This is a genomic window from Myxococcus sp. CA056, from assembly GCF_013336715.1.
Lineage (GTDB): Bacteria > Myxococcota > Myxococcia > Myxococcales > Myxococcaceae > Myxococcus > Myxococcus llanfairpwllgwyngyllgogerychwyrndrobwllllantysiliogogogochensis.
The window spans coordinates 554,140-571,793 of sequence record NZ_JABUMT010000001.1 but is presented as its reverse complement, the minus strand read 5'-3'; the positions used below and the strand labels follow the sequence as shown (position 1 = coordinate 571,793).

The 17,654-nt window shown below is 70.8% G+C and carries 14 protein-coding genes; 5 read left to right on the top strand and 9 right to left on the bottom strand.

Annotation, left to right across the window (positions count from 1 at the left end):
• Positions 1 to 10: 10 nt before the first annotated feature.
• From ureC to HUA76_RS02280, 3 genes are all read right to left on the bottom strand, one after another.
• Complete coding sequence (gene ureC, locus HUA76_RS02290) at positions 11 to 1,726, bottom strand: urease subunit alpha (protein ID WP_141640998.1); 1,716 nt, start codon at positions 1,724 to 1,726, stop codon at positions 11 to 13.
• Positions 1,723 to 2,493 carry an urease subunit gamma gene (gene ureA, locus HUA76_RS02285; protein WP_174459867.1) on the bottom strand — a complete coding sequence of 257 codons (771 nt, stop codon included), beginning with the start codon at positions 2,491 to 2,493 and terminating at the stop codon, positions 1,723 to 1,725. Before ureA ends, ureC begins: the two co-directional genes overlap by 4 nt.
• A gap of 85 nt (positions 2,494 to 2,578) precedes the next feature.
• Positions 2,579 to 3,424 carry an urease accessory protein UreD gene (locus HUA76_RS02280; protein WP_371823418.1) on the bottom strand — a complete coding sequence of 282 codons (846 nt, stop codon included), beginning with the start codon at positions 3,422 to 3,424 and terminating at the stop codon, positions 2,579 to 2,581.
• A gap of 269 nt (positions 3,425 to 3,693) precedes the next feature.
• On the opposite strand from HUA76_RS02280, the gene HUA76_RS02275 reads away from it, so the two are divergent.
• Positions 3,694 to 4,803 (top strand): saccharopine dehydrogenase, encoded by a 1,110-nt coding sequence (locus HUA76_RS02275; protein ID WP_141640996.1) that lies wholly within the window; start codon positions 3,694 to 3,696, stop codon positions 4,801 to 4,803.
• Complete coding sequence (locus HUA76_RS02270; RefSeq protein ID WP_174457323.1) at positions 4,803 to 5,456, top strand: TetR/AcrR family transcriptional regulator; 654 nt, start codon at positions 4,803 to 4,805, stop codon at positions 5,454 to 5,456. Before HUA76_RS02275 ends, HUA76_RS02270 begins: the two co-directional genes overlap by 1 nt.
• Positions 5,457 to 5,468: 12 nt before the next feature.
• Here HUA76_RS02270 and HUA76_RS02265 read toward each other — a convergent pair whose 3' ends face one another.
• From HUA76_RS02265 to HUA76_RS02255, 3 genes are all read right to left on the bottom strand, one after another.
• A complete protein-coding gene (locus HUA76_RS02265; protein ID WP_141640994.1) occupies positions 5,469 to 5,828 on the bottom strand; it encodes a PilZ domain-containing protein in 360 nt (119 codons plus the stop codon).
• A gap of 84 nt (positions 5,829 to 5,912) precedes the next feature.
• The gene (locus HUA76_RS02260; RefSeq protein ID WP_174459866.1) at positions 5,913 to 6,614 is read right to left on the bottom strand and encodes a zf-TFIIB domain-containing protein; all 702 of its coding nucleotides are present in this window, start codon (positions 6,612 to 6,614) and stop codon (positions 5,913 to 5,915) included.
• 22 nt (positions 6,615 to 6,636) lie between these two features.
• Positions 6,637 to 8,055 carry a galactose oxidase-like domain-containing protein gene (locus tag HUA76_RS02255; protein WP_174457321.1) on the bottom strand — a complete coding sequence of 473 codons (1,419 nt, stop codon included), beginning with the start codon at positions 8,053 to 8,055 and terminating at the stop codon, positions 6,637 to 6,639.
• A gap of 234 nt (positions 8,056 to 8,289) precedes the next feature.
• Here HUA76_RS02255 and HUA76_RS02250 point away from each other — a divergent pair, with 234 nt between their 5' ends.
• Both HUA76_RS02250 and HUA76_RS02245 read left to right on the top strand, forming a co-directional pair.
• Positions 8,290 to 9,732, top strand: a complete 1,443-nt coding sequence (locus HUA76_RS02250; protein WP_174459865.1) for an ELWxxDGT repeat protein — start codon at positions 8,290 to 8,292, stop codon at positions 9,730 to 9,732.
• Between the two features lie 52 nt (positions 9,733 to 9,784).
• Complete coding sequence (locus HUA76_RS02245; RefSeq protein ID WP_174459864.1) at positions 9,785 to 12,286, top strand: hypothetical protein; 2,502 nt, start codon at positions 9,785 to 9,787, stop codon at positions 12,284 to 12,286.
• 31 nt (positions 12,287 to 12,317) lie between these two features.
• Here the strand turns inward: HUA76_RS02245 and HUA76_RS02240 are convergent, their stop codons facing one another.
• Both HUA76_RS02240 and HUA76_RS46200 read right to left on the bottom strand, forming a co-directional pair.
• Complete coding sequence (locus HUA76_RS02240; RefSeq protein ID WP_174457318.1) at positions 12,318 to 13,091, bottom strand: glucose 1-dehydrogenase; 774 nt, start codon at positions 13,089 to 13,091, stop codon at positions 12,318 to 12,320.
• Between the two features lie 32 nt (positions 13,092 to 13,123).
• Positions 13,124 to 14,110 (bottom strand): zinc-dependent alcohol dehydrogenase family protein, encoded by a 987-nt coding sequence (locus HUA76_RS46200; RefSeq protein ID WP_174457317.1) that lies wholly within the window; start codon positions 14,108 to 14,110, stop codon positions 13,124 to 13,126.
• Positions 14,111 to 14,357: 247 nt separating this feature from the next.
• Between HUA76_RS46200 and HUA76_RS02230 the strand changes: the two genes are divergently transcribed.
• Positions 14,358 to 15,410, top strand: coding sequence for a lysylphosphatidylglycerol synthase domain-containing protein (locus tag HUA76_RS02230; RefSeq protein WP_246136971.1), 1,053 nt, complete (start codon positions 14,358 to 14,360; stop codon positions 15,408 to 15,410).
• Here HUA76_RS02230 and HUA76_RS02225 read toward each other — a convergent pair.
• Complete coding sequence (locus HUA76_RS02225) at positions 15,343 to 17,559, bottom strand: molybdopterin oxidoreductase family protein (protein ID WP_174459863.1); 2,217 nt, start codon at positions 17,557 to 17,559, stop codon at positions 15,343 to 15,345. The two genes, HUA76_RS02230 and HUA76_RS02225, sit on opposite strands and share 68 nt — an antisense overlap.
• Positions 17,560 to 17,654: the final 95 nt, after the last annotated feature.

Sequence of the window (17,654 nt, the reverse complement as noted above, 5' to 3'; positions counted from 1 at the left end):
CGGCTCCCGGTCAGAACAGCGAGTAGCGCTGCGCCAGCGGCAGCTTCACCGCGGCCTCACACCGCAACAGCTCTCCGTCCGCCCGCACCTCGTACGTCTCCGGGTCCACCGTGATGACCGGCAGCGCGTCGTTGAGCCGCATGTCCCGCTTGCTCAAACCCCGACACCGCTTCACCGCGACCACCCGCTTCATCAACCCCAGCTCGCGCGTCGTCCCTTCCGCCAACGCACGCGGAGAGACGAACACCACGCTGGTGGCCCCGAGCGCGCGTCCTCGCGCCCCGAACATGGGCCGCATCAAATACGGCTGCGGCGTCGGAATGGAGGCGTTGGCGTCCCCCATCTGTCCCCACGCGATAAAGCCGCCCTTGATGACCAGCTCTGGACGGATGCCGAAGAAGGCCGGCCGCCACAGCACCAGGTCCGCGAGCTTCCCCACCTCCACCGAACCGACCTCGTGCGACAGCCCATGGGCGATGGCGGGGTTGATGGTGTACTTCGCCACGTACCGCCGGATGCGCAGGTTGTCGTTGTCGCCGGCTTCCTGACTCAGCCGCCCCCGTTGCTCGCGCATCTTGTGCGCCGTCTGCCACGTACGACAGATGACCTCGCCCACGCGCCCCATGGCCTGGCTGTCCGAGGACATGATGCTGATGGCGCCCAGGTCATGAAGGATGTCCTCGGCGGCAATCGTCTCGCCCCGGATGCGGCTCTCTGCGAAGGCCACGTCCTCGGGAATCTCACGGTCCAGGTGATGGCAGACCATGAGCATGTCCAGGTGCTCGTCCAGCGTGTTCACCGTGTACGGCCGCGTGGGGTTGGTGGACGAGGGCAACACGTTGTCCACACCGCACACGCGGATGATGTCCGGCGCATGGCCGCCACCCGCGCCCTCGGAGTGGTACGTGTGGATGGTGCGGCCCTTGATGGCCGCCAGCGAGTCATCCACGTAGCCCGACTCGTTGAGCGTGTCCGTGTGGATGGTGACCTGGATGTCCTCGTCCTCGGCCACGGTGAGGCACGTGTCGATGGCCGCGGGTGTGGTGCCCCAGTCCTCGTGCAGCTTCAGGCCGATGGCGCCCGCGCGAATCTGGTCGACCAGACCCTCCGGCATGGACGTGTTGCCCTTGCCCGTGAGGCCGATGTTGAGCGGAATCGTGTCCGTGGCCTGGAGCATCCGCTGGAGATTCCAGATGCCCGGCGTACACGTGGTCGCCTTCGTCCCCGTCGCGGGGCCCGTGCCTCCGCCCACCCACGTGGTGATGCCGCTGGCGAGCGCCTCGTCCGCCTGCTGCGGGCAGATGAAGTGGATATGCGTGTCCAGCCCGCCCGCCGTGACGAGGTGCCCCTCCGCGGAGATGGCCTCGGTGGTGACGCCCACCACCATCCCTGGCGTCACCCCGGCCATGATGTCCGGGTTGCCCGCCTTGCCGATGCCGACGATGCGGCCCGCCTTGATTCCGATGTCCGCCTTGTAGATGCCCGTCCAGTCGAGGATGAGCGCGTTGGTCAGGACCACGTCCAGCGCGTCCGCGTCACCGGCCCCCGCGCGCTGGCCCATGCCCTCGCGCAGCACCTTGCCTCCGCCGAACTTGCACTCGTCTCCGTAGACGGTGGCGTCGCGCTCCACCTCCGCCCACAGCCCCGTGTCGCCCAGCCGCACCTTGTCTCCGGTGGTGGGCCCGAACATGTCCGCGTAGTGGCGCCGGTCCATCTTCCGACTCATTCGCGCTCCTCTTCATGGCCGAAGCCTTGCGCACGGACCGCTTCCATTCCGCGCTCGCGATTCTCGGCGGACACCTTGCCGCTGCCCAACGCGTTGCCGCCGCGCACCACCTGCTCGCCCGCGATGGCCACCAACTGCACCGTCTTGCGCTCACCCGGCTCGAAGCGCACCGCCGTGCCCGCGGGGATGTCCAGGCGCCGGCCGTAGGCCTTCTCGCGGTCGAAGGCGAGCGCGCGGTTCGTCTCGAAGAAGGGGTAGTGGCTGCCCACCTGGATGGGGCGGTCCCCCAGGTGCGTCACGGTGAGGGAGATGGTGTCGCGGCCCGCGTTGAGTTCGATGTCGCCGGGCAGCACGCGCACCTCACCGGGCACTCCATCCGACGCGGACACCGGCGCGCTGAAGCGCTCCAGCGACGGCACGGGGAGGAAGCTGCCATACAGCGCCAGCTCCAAATCCCCATGCTCGGCCACCACCGGGTGGTGCACCGTCACCAGCTTGGAGCCGTCCGGGAAGGTGCCCTCCACCTGCACCTCCGCGAGCATCTCCGGCACGCCCTCCATCACCTGCGCGCGCCCCAGGAATCGCCGCCCCAGGTCCATCAGCTCGGCGACGCTGCGGCCGTCACGGATGAACTCCAGCAACTGCGTGGCGATGAGGGCGACAGCCTCCGGGTAGCTCAGCCGCACCCCTCGGGCGAGCCGCTTCTGGGCCAGGAAGCCCGCCTGATGCAGCAACAGCTTGTCGACGTCGCGAGGGGACAGGTGCACGAGACCAACTCCCAGGGGCCCGAGGGCGCCATGACTTGACGCGTCAACAGTAGTGCAACGTGTCGGGCGTCGCCAGGGAGGGGGCTCAGACGCGGCGGGCCCAGGGGTCGTCCCCGAGCAGCGCTGGGAGGAAGGAGAGCCAGTCGCGGGTGGTGCGCACCAGCTCCTCCACGGACACGGCGGCGGCGCGCACGAGCAGGCCGTGGGTGCCCAGCGGGCTGGAGGAGGGGATGAGGGAGGCGCGCGAGGTGACGGGCAGCGCGGTGACTCGGGCGTGCAGTGCCTCGCGCGCGGTGGCCAGCGCGGGGCCGACGAGGAGGAGGGTGGCCATGGCCTCGAAGCGGCCCAGGCGCTCCGGGAGCGTTCCGTGGCTGGGGTCCAACAGCCAGCGCTCGTCGATGAGCGCGCGCTCGCCCACGTGGACGCGCAGGGTGGAGGCGTAGTGCGAGAACGCCCAGCGCTCGCCCCGGGCGCTGCGTCCGGAGGTGACGAGGTCCGCGAGGACGAGCGATGCGCCAGGCGCGAGCTGGAACGCGAGGGTCTGGCTGTATCGCGCGCCAGTGAAACACACGGTGGGGTCTGGCACCCAGGCGAGCAGGGCGTCCTCACCCACGCGGGCGGACACGTCGCTGCGACAGCCGGAGGGCGAGCGATAGACGCGGTTGGCTCCCTGGGAAGACAGCCATGCGGTGGCACCGGGCGCCACGTCCACCTCGAGCGAGAGGTGGTCTCCATCCACGAGGCCACCCCCGAACGAGCTGGTGTAGGCCCACGCGGCGTGGCCGTGGTTGCGCGGGGTGAGCAGGCGCAGCGGGCTGTGCGCCAGCGCCTTGCTCACCACGGTGCGTGGGCCCGAGCGCTCGAAGGCGAGGTGCGCGAAGCCCGCGCGTCGGGATGTCTCGGGGAGGGGTGACCGCGGGGCCAGACTCACCCGGTCAGCCTGGGCCAAACGAGGCTGGAGCACAACGCCCGGCCCGCCGACGTACGCGACTCGCGGCTGCAAGAGCGCGCTCGAAGACCCCCGGAGAAGAAGGGGAGCAGCGGCTGCGCCATGTCGTCGCGCCGCGGGTGCGTCGAGCTTCGAGTCCCTCCGCACCCCCGGAAGGGCATGCCGGGCGATTGTCGTGAAATTTAGGTCATGTGACCTATATTGATTCCCATGGGGGCGGAAACACTCCGTGCCCGAGCGTGGGAGTCGCCATGGTGTCCGAGGGAAGTGTCGTGCTGGTGGGGGGCTACGGAGTGGTGGGCGCCCGGCTCGCCCGCCTGTTGAGGGAGCGTCATCCCGGGTTGCCGCTCGTCATCGCCGGTCGGAGGCTGGAGCCCGCGCGGGAGCTGGCCGCGCAGTTGGGTGGAGCCGAGGGTGTGGCGCTGGATATCCGCGCGCCCTCGCCCCTGGCGGCGCTGGGCGTGAAGCCTCGGGCCGTGGTGTCGCTGGTCAATGACCCGGAGGACCACCTGCTGATGTCGGCGGCGCGCGACGGCATTCCCGTGCTGGACATCACCCGGTGGACGTCGCGGGTGCGAGCCGCGGTGCTGCGGCTGTCGGGCACGCCTCCTCGGGGGCCGGTGATGCTGGGCTCGGCGTGGATGGCGGGGCTGGTGCCGCGACTGGTGGCGATGGCCGCGCGACGCCTGGGTCGGCTGGAGCACGTGGACGTGGGCATCCGCTTCGCGCTCGCGGACGAGGCGGGGCCGGACTCCCTGGAGTACATGGACCGGCTGGGGCTGTCCTTCGACGTGACGGAGCGCGGCCAGGAGCGCCAGGTGCTGCCCCTGACGGACGGGCGGCGCGTGACGTTCTCGGATGGAAGGAGCACGCGGGTGTTCCGGCTCGACACGCCCGAGCAGGCGACGCTGCCCATGGTGCTGGGCGCGCGCGGCGTGGCGACCCGGTTGGGGTTCGACTCGGGCTCGGCGACGTGGTCGCTGGTGGTGCTCCAGCGACTGGGCATCCTGCGTCTGCTCCAGCATCCCCGACTGACGCCGCTGCGCCGGGCGCTGCTGGCGACGAGCGGCACGGGCGGCGAGGCCGCGTGGCTCGCGGACCTCGAGGGCGAGCATGGCCGCACCCGCATCGAGGTGGTGGACCCGAAGGGTCAGGCGCACCTGACTGCGGTGGGCGCGCTGCTCGGCGTCGAGCGACTCCTGGGCCTGGATGGCGCGCCTCCTCCGTCCTCCGGCGTGTGGTTCCCGGAGCACGAGCCGAGGCCCGAGCAGATGCTGGCCACGCTGCGCGCGTGCGGCGTCACCGTGCGGCTCGATGAGGTAGCGTCGTCCGCCGAGGTGCCGACGAGGAAGGCGGCCTGATGCCCCCACGCGTGAGCAAGTCCCCCGGGAAGCTCCCCTCCGCGAAACCGCGAGAGGGCACGGCGGTCCATGCCAAGGGCCACGAGCGCGTGGAGAGCATCCTGGACGCGGCCATGGAGGTGCTGGTGGAGGACGGCTACGCGGGGCTGAGCCTGCGCGGCGTGGCCCAGCGCGCGGGGCTGCGCCTGGGCAATCTCCAGTACTACTTCCCCACCAAGCAGGACGTGGTGCGAGCGCTGCTCGCGCGCTACCTGGAGACCGCCATCCGCCGGGTGCGCGAGCGCATGGAAGGGGGAGGGCAGGACCCGGTGAAGCGCTCACGGCACGCGCTGGAGGCCCTGCTGGAGGACCAGGAGTCGCCCCAACACTTCCAGCTCTTCGCGGAGCTGTGGGCCCTGGCCGCGCGGGACACCATGGTGGCCGAAGCGCTGGGCGTCTTCTACGCGGGCTATCGCGAGGGCATCGTCGAGCTTTTGCGCGAGCTCGCGCCCGACCTCACGCCCGCCCGACGGGAGCGACGCGCGGCCCTGCTGATGGCCTTCTTCGAGGGGCTGTCGCTCTTTCGCGGCGGAGGCAGCCTGCGCGCCTCCTCCGTGCCCGGACTGGAACAGGAGCTGCGCGCCCTGTGGGACGACGTCGCCGGACGGACGTGAGCCTTCAGGGGCTCAGTCTTCTTCGGCGACGAGCACGGACTTGAGACGCTCCAGCGTCTCCGGGGAGACGTCCGTGAACGCGAGGCCTACTTCGAACCGGGCCACCGCGTCCTTGGGGAGCTTGCGCAGCCACGCCACGCGCGCGCGACATTCCAGCGTGGAGCCGTCTCCCGGAAACAGGTCCACCTCGAGCTGGGCGCCCTCGGCGTACTGCTCGTCGGAGTAGATGCGCACGCCTCCCAGGCTCGCGTCGAGCACCTGCCGCTTGTCGCCGAATTTCAGCCGGGCCGGGCGCGCATACAGCGGCGCCTGGAGACGGGGAAACAGACGACGGTCATCCGCTGGAATGCTCTTCGTGCTCACTTGGCTCATCTTCGGCACTCCCCCCGTCACAATCCGGCGGGTCTCACGGGCCTGTCACGAGCATAGGGGATTCAGAAGCCATGTGCAGGTGGGTCAATGGAACAACCCCGCCACCACCTCCAGCAACCCACCCACCGCTTCTCCCACCACATTCGCTCCCTCCACGGCCGCCCCGGCGGCGGAGCCCAGGCCCTCGCTGGCCGCCTCCACCGTGACGACCAGCATCTCTCCGACTTCCACCACGTCCGCCGCGTCTCCCGCCCGCTCCAGTGAGGCCGTCAGGACCTCGGCGGCCCGGGAGCGCTCGGGGCTGCCCGCCGTCACCTGGGACAGCGCCGCCGCCGCGGCAGCCGCTGCCGCCGCCGTGCCCACCACCGCCGCACCCACCACGAGTGAACGCTTGGAGCGCTGGTGCCAGTCGATCAACGCCTTGAGTTCATTCGCATCCAGCCACAGGCCATGGCAGCTCCCACACAGGTCGACGGAGCACACCTCCGTGCGGACCTGGGAGAGGAACTCCGCGCAGGACGGACAGCGCGCGGCGGGTGCGCCACACAGCCCGCACAGCTCATGTGTCACTGAAACATGGTGTCGCGTGTGACGACACCGCCGGGTCGCCGTCGGCAGGGCCGCCTGGACGGCCTCCGTCCTCCATCCCGGTGCCAGCCGTTCCAACTCACCCGCGTCCAGCCAGTGGCCGTGACAGCGGGTGCAGGTGTCTACGGAGACACCGCGCAGGTCGATGACGCGCAGCGTGGGGGCAGGTTGTGGGCAGATGGGGCAGTCGCTCTTCATGCGATGTGCATCCTTCCATGAATCAGGGCGGAGGGATGCGCAGCCTGCGGCCATACGAGGGCACGCCCGCGTTGTTCACGATGAAGAGCTGGTAGTAGCCGGGCGGCGCGAGGTTGCGGTTGGCGGGCGTGGTGACGGTGAGACTGCCCGTGTTGCGTGTGAAGTTGAGCGTGAGCAGCCGCTGGTTCATGTCGAACGTGTGCGTCACCGAGCTGAGCGCGATGAGGGACACGCGGGAGATGTTGGCCGCGTCGGGCGTGGTGATGGTGAAGGTGCTCGCCGGCAGGGCGGTGGTGGGGGCCGCGGTGACGACGGGGCGCGCGCCCTTGAAGAGATAGGGCGGAGAGTAGATTTCCGCGGTGCGCTCGAGCCGTCCTCCCGCGGACAGCACGCGTCCGTCCGGCAGCAGCAGGGCGGTGGAGTGATAGCCGCGGTAGCGGACGTTGCTCGCCAGCGAGGTCCAGGTGTTGGTGGCCGGGTTGTAGACCTCCGCGTGATAGACGGGGAAGTCGGCCGAGTCGAAGCCGGGACCGCTGCTGCCACCGAGGACGAGCACGGTGCCGTCCGGCAGGAGCACCGCGTTGTGCTGGCGTCGTCGGATGCTCATCGCGGCCCGGTACTGCCAGGCGGGCGTGGCGGCGGTGAGGTCTATCTGTTCCATGGTGGCGGTGGGCGGCTCGCTGCCGCCGATGATGAGCACCTTGCCGTCCATGTACACGGCGGGGCCGTAGTTGCGGCCGCCGAAGAGGCTCTGCGGCCCGTTGGTCCAGGCGCCATTGCCGTTGGGGTCCAACCACAGCGAGAGGCGCAGGGAGCCCGCGTAGAAGAGCCGCCCGTTGGGTGCGAGGAACATCTTCGGGTAGTAGGGGAAGTTCTTCTGCGCGCTGGTCAGCGTCCTCCAGGTGCTGGTGCCCGCGATGAAGCGCTGGGGAATCTGGTTGATGTCGCCGGGCCCCGCGATTTCTCCGGAGGTGACCACCACGTCTCCGTTGGAGAGGGTCGTGTTGGTGGGGTACCAGCGCCCGTTGTTCATGTCCGGCAGGCGCGTCCAGGTGTTGGTGGCGAAGTCGAAGAGGCTCGCGTCATCGAGCCCCACGTGGCTCGCGATGTGTCCCCCCGAGACGAGCATCTTCCCGTTCGAGAGGAAGGAGTGGCCTGAGCAGAAGATGTTGTAGCCGGGGGAGGCAAACGTGGAGAGCGCCCCCGTGGTGGGGTCCCAGCGCATGGGAGGCAGGTCGCCCTCCTCGAACTCGCCGAAGAACATCACCTTGCCGTCGGGAAGCAGACTCAGGTGGGTGGCGGTGATGGGCCAGTTCATGACACTGGACCAGCGACCGACCTGCGCGGGGGTCTGCGCGCGGGCTGAAGTCGCCAGCAGCACGAGGCCGAGGAACCAGACCGCATGCGCGCGTGGCGAGAGGGTGAGGCCGATGGGCTTCATGAGCGCTCCGGTGAGTGCTTTCCAATGGCGGAGGCAGAACGTAGGGGCGCGGCGCAAAGTGCATAGCTGTTCTCGCGTCTCGAACAGTGCCGCTTGGGCGACGTGGCGCCCCCACCGGAGGGTCGTTGTCTCGCGGCGCGAATTGGCTTCGTCTCACGCTCGCGCGGAGGTCTCGACGTCGGTGTCCTCAAAGGGCGCCCGCGGTCGGCTCGCGCGGATGGAGGAGAAGTCCCGATGAGGTACCGGCGTCGTTTCCTGGGGATGGTGTGTCTGCTCGCGAGTTGTTCCTCCGCTCCGGGCTCGTCGGAGCCGGTGGGGGAGGCCGAGTCCCCGCTCGTGAGCAACTGGGAGGCCTGCTCGCGGACCGCCGTGTCATTGGGTGTCACGGCGGTCGAGGAGACACCGTACTTGCCACCCATGGCCGCAAGCCCCGTGGGCATGGTGTTCAGTGTGGACGACGGCGTGCGAGGTCGCGAGCCGTGGGTGAGCAACGGCGTGCCGGGAGCGGGGACCCGACTGCTGAAGGACCTCGTTGTCGGAAGCGGGAGTTCGGACCCCCGGTGGTTCACGCGGGTGGGGACGCAGGTGTTCTTCGCCGCCACGGACCCGGTGGCGGGGCGGGAGCTGTTCGCGACGGATGGCACCGCGGACGGCACCCGACGCGTGAAGGACATCTGGCCCGGCGCGGTGGGCTCGTTTCCGACCGAGCTGTTCGCGTTCAAGGGGCTGCTCTACTTCACGGCGGGAGACCCGATGCACGGGCGCGAGCTGTGGCGCAGCGACGGGACGTCCGCGGGCACTTTCATGGTGGAGGACCTGGAGGTGGGGATCGAGGACTCGTCTCCGTCCCAGCTCACCCAGGGGGGAGATGGCGCGCTGTATTTCCTGCGCTCGGCGCTCAGCACCTTCACGTTGCTGATGCGCTCGGAGGGCGGCCCCGGCGCCGTGGAGGTGTTCCGCACGCCGAGCGACCAGGGCATCCCGAGTCCGCTGACGCCCGTGGGCCGCAAGCTGTACTTCGTCGAGGGCGGCGTGCACGGAGGTGGCGGCTCCCACGGCGGGAGCGGGACGTTGATGGTGACGGACGCGGGCGCGACTCCGGTGATGCTGGGTCAGTTCGGGATGATGGGCGAGCTGGCGGGAGTGGACGGGAAGTTGCTGTTCAGCGCCTCACCGCACATGGCCATCGAGGACATGGAGCTGTGGCGCAGCGATGGAACCCCCGCGGGCACCACGCGGGTGGAGGACATCCGCCCGGGACCCGAGGGCTCGTATCCCGAGCACTTCGCGGTGCTGGGCAACCAGCTCTTCTTCGCCGCGAATGACGGCGTCTATGGCGTGGAGCCCTGGGACAGCGATGGCACGGAGCAGCGCACGCGCCTGTTCGGAGACCTGGAGGCCGGAGCGGGCAGCTCGTTCCCGAGCGAGCTGACGACGCTCGAGGACCTGCTCTTCTTCGGCGCGTCCATTCGCAACCGGGGCGCGGAGCCGTGGGTGGGCGACGGGGTGCGCATCTCCACGGTGTCCCTGACGGAAATCGCGCCCGGGCCGCTCTCCTCCAACCCGAGGAGTTTCACGCGCTCCCAGGACCATGCGTTCTTCACCGCCGAGGACAACAGCGGGGTCCGGCGGCTGTATGCCCTGCTCATCCGGCCGGATGGGGGGTGTCCTCCCTGAGCCGGTGAGTCCAGGCGGGCGCGGCGGCACCGGGACGTTGTAGACAGGGGGCATGGCCCTTCCGTGGGAGAACGGTGCCCTCCGTGGCACGCGGGTGCGGTGTCCGGGCTGCACCCGCTTCAACACGCCCGGCATCCGGTGTCCCAGCTGCGCGTGCGGCCCGGTGCCGCCCGAGCACTACGGCGCCGCGCGCATGCTGCTGCACGCGGGCGTGGACCGCTTCTCGGTGGTGGGGCGACTGGAGGCGCTGGAGCCCTCCCTGTCCTGGCAGTTGGAGTCCCAGTACGCCGCGCGGTGGGCGGACGTGCTGCGCGTCGTCGCGGACGTGCGCGAGTGCCAGCCCTTCCTGACGCTGCCGGACTTCGCGGAGGACGCCGAGGACCGCTGGGCCGAACAGCTCCCGTGGACCCAGCCGCCCATCCCTGAATCCTCCTCCGATGAGGATGACGAGGACTTTCTGGCGGCGATGTTCCAGCGCAGCCAGGCTCCCGAGGTCCGCCAGCTCGCGGCGCTCGCCAAGGTCCAGCTGAGACAGGACACGCGGGACATGTTCTCCACCGTCCTGTCCTGTCTGTACCAGGAGGGACGCGCGGCGATGGAGGCCGCGCTTGCCCTGACTCGCTGGCGGGTGTGGAGCCGCACGCGGTTGCAGCGGCAGCAGCGCGAGTTCATCGAGCGCCACGCGCGCGACATCTTCGCGGGCTTCCCGGAGCACACCGCGCGCGCCGCGGTGGCCTGGGTGCGCGCCACCGGCAAGCCGCCCGAAGTGGACCTGCTCTTCGCGCTGCGCGAGGGGCTGCGCTCTCCGGACGAGGACCTCCGCTTCGAGTGCGCGCTCGTGCTTCGGGACGAGCCGGGGCTGCTCGCCGCCCTGGACTCGGAGGACGCGGAGGTGGTGACGGAGGCGCGGGGGGCGCTGGCGTCGCTCGGCTCGTCGGCGCTGCTCGAGCGCCTCCGCGAGACGGGAGACGCGGCCTTCGTCCGGGATGTGCTGCGACGACTGCCTTCACCGCCCACGCTGGAGGTGCTGGACGCGGTGCTCGCCGTCAGCGCGCGGGAGCCGGACGCGCTCGCGGACGCGGTGCAGTCCTGGGCCCGCAACATGCCCTTCGAGCGCCTGTCACCGGAGGTCCAGGCCCGCTGGGGGGCGTGGGCTCGCGACACGCTGGGCACGTGGCCCGCGCGCAACGTGATGCGGTGGCTGGAGTGGGCCACCGAGGAGCGCGAGGCCCGGGCCACGCCGGCCGCGCGCGCGTTTCATGACGCCGCCGTTCGAGCGCTCCGCGTCGCGCCCTCCTCCGAGCGCGCGGAGCTGGTGAGGGCGGGCGCCTTCACGAGCCTCCTCGCGCTGGGCGATGTGGAGGAGCTGACGCTGGTGCACTCGTGGGCGCGGGACGCCGCGTGCGCGAAAGAGCTGCTGGACCTGCTGGTGTCGCTGCCGGGGCGGCTGGACCGCCTGGCGCCGGAGCTGGGGCGAGGCCGCTCGGCGCGGCTGCTGATGGCGGCGTGGGAGCGGCCCGCGCGCGCGGCGGTGCTGGCCCCGCTGGCGAAGGCGGTGCGCTCCTGGAGCGGCATCTCCGGCCGTGAGGAGCTCATCGACGCCGTGTGGCTGCGCTTCCAGTGCCACCCCAGCGAGCGCGCGGAGCTGCTGGCCGCCTTCACGCCCTGGCGACAGGAGCTGTGGGAGCGCCAGCTCGCGGCGGAGCCGGACGCCATCGCCACCTTCGAGACGTGGTGGCGCGCGGACTCGCAGCTCCAGCTCCCGGGGCTGGTGGGGTGGCTGTTGGGTGACGTCTCCGCCCAGACGCTGGCCGAGCGGCTCCCCTTCGTCTGGGCGGCCGCGGAGGCGCGGGTGGATGCGTGGCCGCGCTCCACCTCGCACGCGGTGTCCTCCGCGTCCGCGCCGCTCAACAATGCGCTGCGCCAGGGGCACGACTTCCTCATCCCCGACGTGGAGCGCTTCATGGCGTGGCTCCCGGACTTCGAGCGGCGCGTGCGCGAGGCGCCCGTCGCGGAGGCCGAGTCCAGCTACCACCGGGACCTGCTGGAGGACATCCACGTCGACGTGAAGATGATGGGCGAGTACCTGGAGCGTCGGCGGGACGAGGAGGAGCGTCGGCGCCAGGACGAGCTGAGGCGGCGCGTGGAGGAGTCCCGACGCAGGGACCAGCAGCGGCAGATGGAGCTGGCCCAGCTCGAGGCCGACCGCATCCGGCAGGAGCAGGAAGCGCACCGCGCGCGGCTGATGAGCGCGGTGGCCCAGATGGGAACGCCCATGTCCCCGGAGCGGTGGTTCCAGTCCAGCCCCCGGGTGGATGCACAGGACCTGGACACGGAGGTCATCCTCCCCGGGGCGACGCTGGGCACGCTGCTGGAGTACGCGCGGGTGCTCAAGGCGATGAGCGTGTGTGGCAACTCGCTGGAGGTCTTCGAGGCGCGCGGCCTGTCGATTGCCGACTGGAGCACGGAGGCGCAGGCCTGGATACAAGCGATGATGCGGCGCCCGGAGCTGAGCGTGCGCTTCGCGCAGCTGCTGACGGCGCCCTGGAACTGAGCGCCGCCAGTCACCCGGCTCGAAGCCTCCGCTACTGCGCGGAGGAGCCGCCGTCGAGGACGAACTCCGAGCCCGTCATCAGCTTCGACTCGTCGGACGCGAGGTACACGACGGCGTGGGCGATGTCGTCCGGCTCGCCCAGGTGCCCCAGGGGGATGCTGCGCCGCATGCCCTCGCGCGCCTTGTCGGGCATCCCGCTGGCTTCCATCAGCGCCTTCACCATGGTCGTCTCGACGAAGGTGGGGTGGATGGAGTTGCAGCGGATGCCGTAGCCCTGCTGCGCGCAGTGCAGCGCCACCGACTTGGTGAACATGCGCACGGCGCCCTTGGCGCTGCCATAGGCGGGCAGGGTGGGCACGCCGATGAGGCCCGCCAGCGAGGAGATGTTGATGATGGAGCCCCTGGCGCCACACTGGCGCATGGCGCGGATGCCGTGTTTGCAGCCCAGGAACGTGCCGTCCAGGTTGACCGCGTGCACCAGCCGCCACTCCTCCAGGGAGAGGTTCTCCACGTCCTTGGGGATGCCCAGGCCAGCGTTGTTGACGAGCACGTCCAGCCGGCCGAACTGCTCCAGCGTCGTGTCGATGGCGCGAATCCAGTCCTCCTCGCGGGTGACGTCCAGCGGGAGGAACAGACCCTTGCCCTCGCCCAGGGACGCGGCCACTTCGCGCCCGAGCGCCTCCTGGCTCGCGCGGTCCGTCACCACGACCTTCGCGCCCTCGCGCGCCAGCATCCGCGCGGACGCGCTGCCAAGGCCCCCCGCCGCGCCGGTGATGAGTGCCACCTTGCCTTCCACGCGTTTCATCGTCGTGTGCCTTTCAGGGCTGCGAGTTGGAATCAAACCGGACCGTTGGGCGTGAGCAGCACCTTGCCGCCCCGTCCACCTTCCATGGCGCGCGCCAGGGCTTCCTGGATGGCGTCCAGCGAGAAGGTGCCTTCCACCGCCGTCTTCAGCGTGCCGTCCGCCAGGAGCTTCGACAGCCGGGCGTAGGTCTCGCGCTGGTGCTCGCGCTCGGCGCGCTTCAACCACAGCACCAGCCAGAAGCCGCGCAGGGTGACGTCCTTGAAGATGGTGGCCGCCGCCGACAGCTTGGGGCCCTTGCCGCTCATGACGCCGTAGTTGACCACCGTGCCACCGGTGGCGAGCGAGTCGCCGAGCCGCCGCGTGGAGTCGCCGCCCACGCCATCGATGGCCAGCCGCACCTTCGCGCCGCCCGTCGCCGCGCGCACCCGCTCCGGCAAATCGTCCGTGTCCGTGAGCACGACATCCGCGCCCAGCGCGAGCAGCTCCGGCGCCAGCTCCTCGCGGCGCACGACGTTGAGCGTCTTGTAGCCAGCCTGCTTCGCCAGGGTGATGAGGTAGCGGCCCACCGCGGAGTTGGCCGCGTTCTGGAGCACCCAGTCTCCGGACTGGAGGGTGACGAACTCGCGCAGCATGATGTCCGCGGTGGGCGGGTTGACGAACAGCATGGACGCCTGCTTCACGTCCGTGCCCTTGGGCACCGGCGTCAGTCCCTCGGCGGGGGCGACCAGGTGGGTGCGCCATGTCCCCGAGCCCAGCGGCAGGAAGACGACGTCTCCCACCTTCACCGCCGAGGAGTCCTTCACCTCCACCACGCGGCCCACGCCCTCGTTGCCCGGCACCGCCGGCAGCTTGGGCAGCGAGCCGTACTGTCCGGAGAGGGTGAGCACGTCCGAGGGATTGATGGGCGCGGCCAACACTTCGATGCGGACCTCACCCGACTTCAGCTCCGCGTCGGGCTCCTCCACCACCTCCACCACTTTCAACGGGTGCCCGAACTTCGAAAACCGGACCGCTTTCATGTGTTGCTCCGTGTGCGCGCGGGAAATCGGGCCCTCACCCTAGCGACCTTCGGCGCCGGAGCCGAGCACGCACTCCGCGTCGCTCGGGCAACCGGTGCTCCGGGGTGGGGGGACCAGGCTCGGATGTCCACCGGCTGACTCGGGAAGAGGGAGGTGGCCGCCGTGCGGCGGACGGCCCTCGCCATCCCGTGGGGGGCTGTCCACCTTCCACGGTGACTCGGGGCGCAGGGATGGTGAGGAGGCGACGGTGAGCAACGCGCGCGGGGAAATGACCCTCGGCCGACCGATGGATGCCGCGATGGCGGTGCCTTCGGTGTCGGGGTCCTGGCGACGAAAGGTGACGGGGCTGCTGCGGCCCGTCTTCGCGGTGGCTGGACTGGGGATGCTGGCGCTGCTGGTGCGAAAGGCAGGGCCCCAGGAGCTGGGCGGGGTGCTGCTGGCCGCCGCGCCCTGGCTGCCGTGGGTGGCGCTGCTGGAGCTGGGACGTCAGGGCATGGATGCGCTCGCGACGCGCGCCTCCTATGGCGCCAGGGCAGAGCACGTCCCGCTGAAGGTGCTGGCGCGCGCACAGCTCATCGGCACGGCGGTGTCCAGCATGGCGCCCGCGGGCCGCGCGGCGGCGGAGGCGACCAAGGCGGCGCTGCTGTCGCCTCACATGGGCGGCGCCACGGCCACCGCGGCGGCGGCCACGTCGCAGGCGGCCTCGCTGGCGGCGGGAGGGCTCATCTCCTTTCCCTGCGCCGCGGCGTCCTTCCTGCTGACGGGCTGGTCCGCCTTCACCCTGGCCATGCTGGGCCATGGCGTGGTGCTGGTGGTGGCCTCCACCGGCCTGCGCGCGTGCATGCGCGCACGCAAGCCCTGTGCGTGGCTGGCGCGCCGCTCCCAGCGCTGGGCCCACCACACGGAGCAGTTCCGCGTGACGGCCTGTCACGGCACGTTGCTGCCCTGGGGACCCGTGCTGGCCTTCCTGGGCAGCCGCACGCTGCAGGTGGCGCAGTACGCGGTGCTGACGCACGCGGTGGGCATCGACACGTCGCTGGTGCAGGCCCTCTTCTCGCAAGGTCTCTACCTCTGCGCGCTGGCGGTGGGCTCATTGGTGCCCGGGCAACTGGGCGTCAGCGACGGCGCCTTCGCGCTGGCGGCGGGCGTGTTGGACACCACCACCGCGCGCGCCATGTCGGTGGCGCTGCTGAGCCATCTGGTGCAGCTCGTCTTCGTCGCGGCCGGCGCGCTCACGCCGCTGGTGTGGCGGGTGCGCCCGGCGCCTCGGCCGGCTTCACCTTCACCGGTGTACCGTTGAAGGCGGCGTTGCCGCTGAGCAGGTCCACGGCGCGGTCATCCGTCAGGTCGTTCTGGCTGATGCCCGCGTGCTCGGCGGCGATGCGCTGGCCCGTGCCCTGACGGCGGTGGCCGTAGCCGTGCGGCAGGCTCACCACGCCTCGCATGACGTCGTCCGTCACCGCCACCGGCACCGTCACTTCACCCACGCGCGAGGTGACGACGGCGGCCACTCCGTCGACGAGGCCCAGCCGCGAGGCATCCTCCGGGTGCACCATCAGCGTGCAGCGCGGCTTGCCCTTCACCAGCCCCGCCACGTTGTGCATCCAGGAGTTGTTGTCGCGCAGGTGTCGCCGGCCGATGAGCAGCAGCTCTCCGTCGCGCGGCTCACAGGCGGCGCCCTCGGGGAAGGTCTCCCGCAGGCGGCGCACGTCCGCCATCAGCGGCGCGGGCGCCAGCTGGATGCGCCGGTCCTTCGTCTGGAGCCGGCCGAGCAGACACGGTTGGAGCGGGCCCAGGTCCACGCCGTGCGGGGACGCGCGCAGCTTCGCCAATGACAGGCCGTCGCGCAGCGGATGGAAGCGGGCACCGTAGGGCCCCATGCGCAGGCCGATATCCAGCACCCGCTCCGGCCCCATCCGCGTGAGGGCCTGGTACTTCAAGGTCTGCCGCAGCGAGGGCCGGCCCCGGCGCAGGTTCTCCAGGCGGTGCTGGAGCGCCAGGACGACCTGCCAGTCCTGACGTCCCTCCGGCCCGGGCTGGAAGAGGGGCGGCGAGTACTTGGCGGTGTTGCGCACCGACAGAACGTGGAAGGCCACGTCGTAGTGGCCGCGCTCCAGCGGGGAGACGGGCGGGAGGATGAGGTTTGCGTGGCGCGTCGTCTCGTTGAGGTACGGGTCCAGGCTCACCATGAAGTCCAGGCCCTCCAGCGCACGCTCCAACTGCGGACCGTTGGGCGTGGAGAGCACGGGGTTGCCGGCCATGGTGACGAGCGCGCGGATGCGGCCCTCGCCCGGGGTGAGCATCTCCTCGGCGAGCACGGCGGCGGGCAGCTCTCCGCCGACCTCCGGAAGTCCGCGCACGCGGCTCTTCCAGCGGCCGTAGCTGCCGCGTCCGAGCGCCATCGGCTTGGGCCCGCCGACGACGTCGAACGCGGGCTGGGTGAACATGGCGCCGCCCTGACGGTCCAGGTTGCCCGTCACCGTGTTGAGGACGTTGATGAGCCACTGGCACAGCGAGCCGAACGGCTGCGTGGACAGGCCCATGCGCCCGTAGCAGACGGCCTGCTCGGTGGAGAGGAAGTCGCGGGCGATTCCGCGCAGCGTTTCGGCGGGCACTCCGGTGTGGGGCGCCACCCGCTCCGGCGGGAAGTCGCGCGCAAGCTCTCGCACGGCCTCCAGGCCCTCCAGGTGCGCGGCCAGGTGGCTTGCGCGCGGCGTGTTCTCCACGAGCACGACGTGCAGCAGCGCCAGCAGCGCGAGCGCGTCCGTGCCGGGGCGGATGAAGATGTGGCTGTCGGCGATGGCGGCCGACTCCGTGCGGCGCGGGTCCACGACGATGAGCTTGCCGTCGCGCTGCTGAATCGCGCGCAGCCGGGCGCGGATGTCGGGCGCCGTCATCAGGCTGCCGTTGGACGCGAGCGGGTTGGCGCCCATGACGAGCAGGTACTGTGTGCGGTCCAGGTCCGGGATGGGCGTGAGGAGCTGGTGGCCGAACATGAAGTACGACACGAGCTGGTGGGGGAGCTGGTCCACCGACGTGGCGGAGAAGCGGTTGCGTGAGCGCAACGCGCGCACCAGCTCCGGGCCGAACACCATGTTGCCCAGGTTGTGCACGTTGGGGTTGCCCAGGTACGAGGCCACCGCGTCGCGGCCGTGCTCCTTCTGCACGGCGTGGATTCGTTTCGCCGCCTCGTCGAGCGCGTCATCCCACGACACGCGCTCCCAGCCCGTCGCCGTGCGCCGCATCGGATGGCGCAGCCGGTCCGGGTCCTCATGCAAGTCCTTCAGCGCCAGCGCCTTGGGACACACGTGGCCCCGACTGAACGGGTCCTCGTCGTCTCCTCGGATGGCGGTGATTTTCTCGCCCTCCAGCTCGATGCGCAGGCCGCACATGGCCTCGCACAGGTTGCACGTACGGAAGTGGACCCGGGACGTAGCCGTCGCGCTCATGCGCGGCACTCTACATCGCCCATGAGAGCGCCAATGCCTGTCAGCGCCGCGTTTCGCTCTGCGGTTTCAGGGCTGACGGTGGCGGCAAGCACATG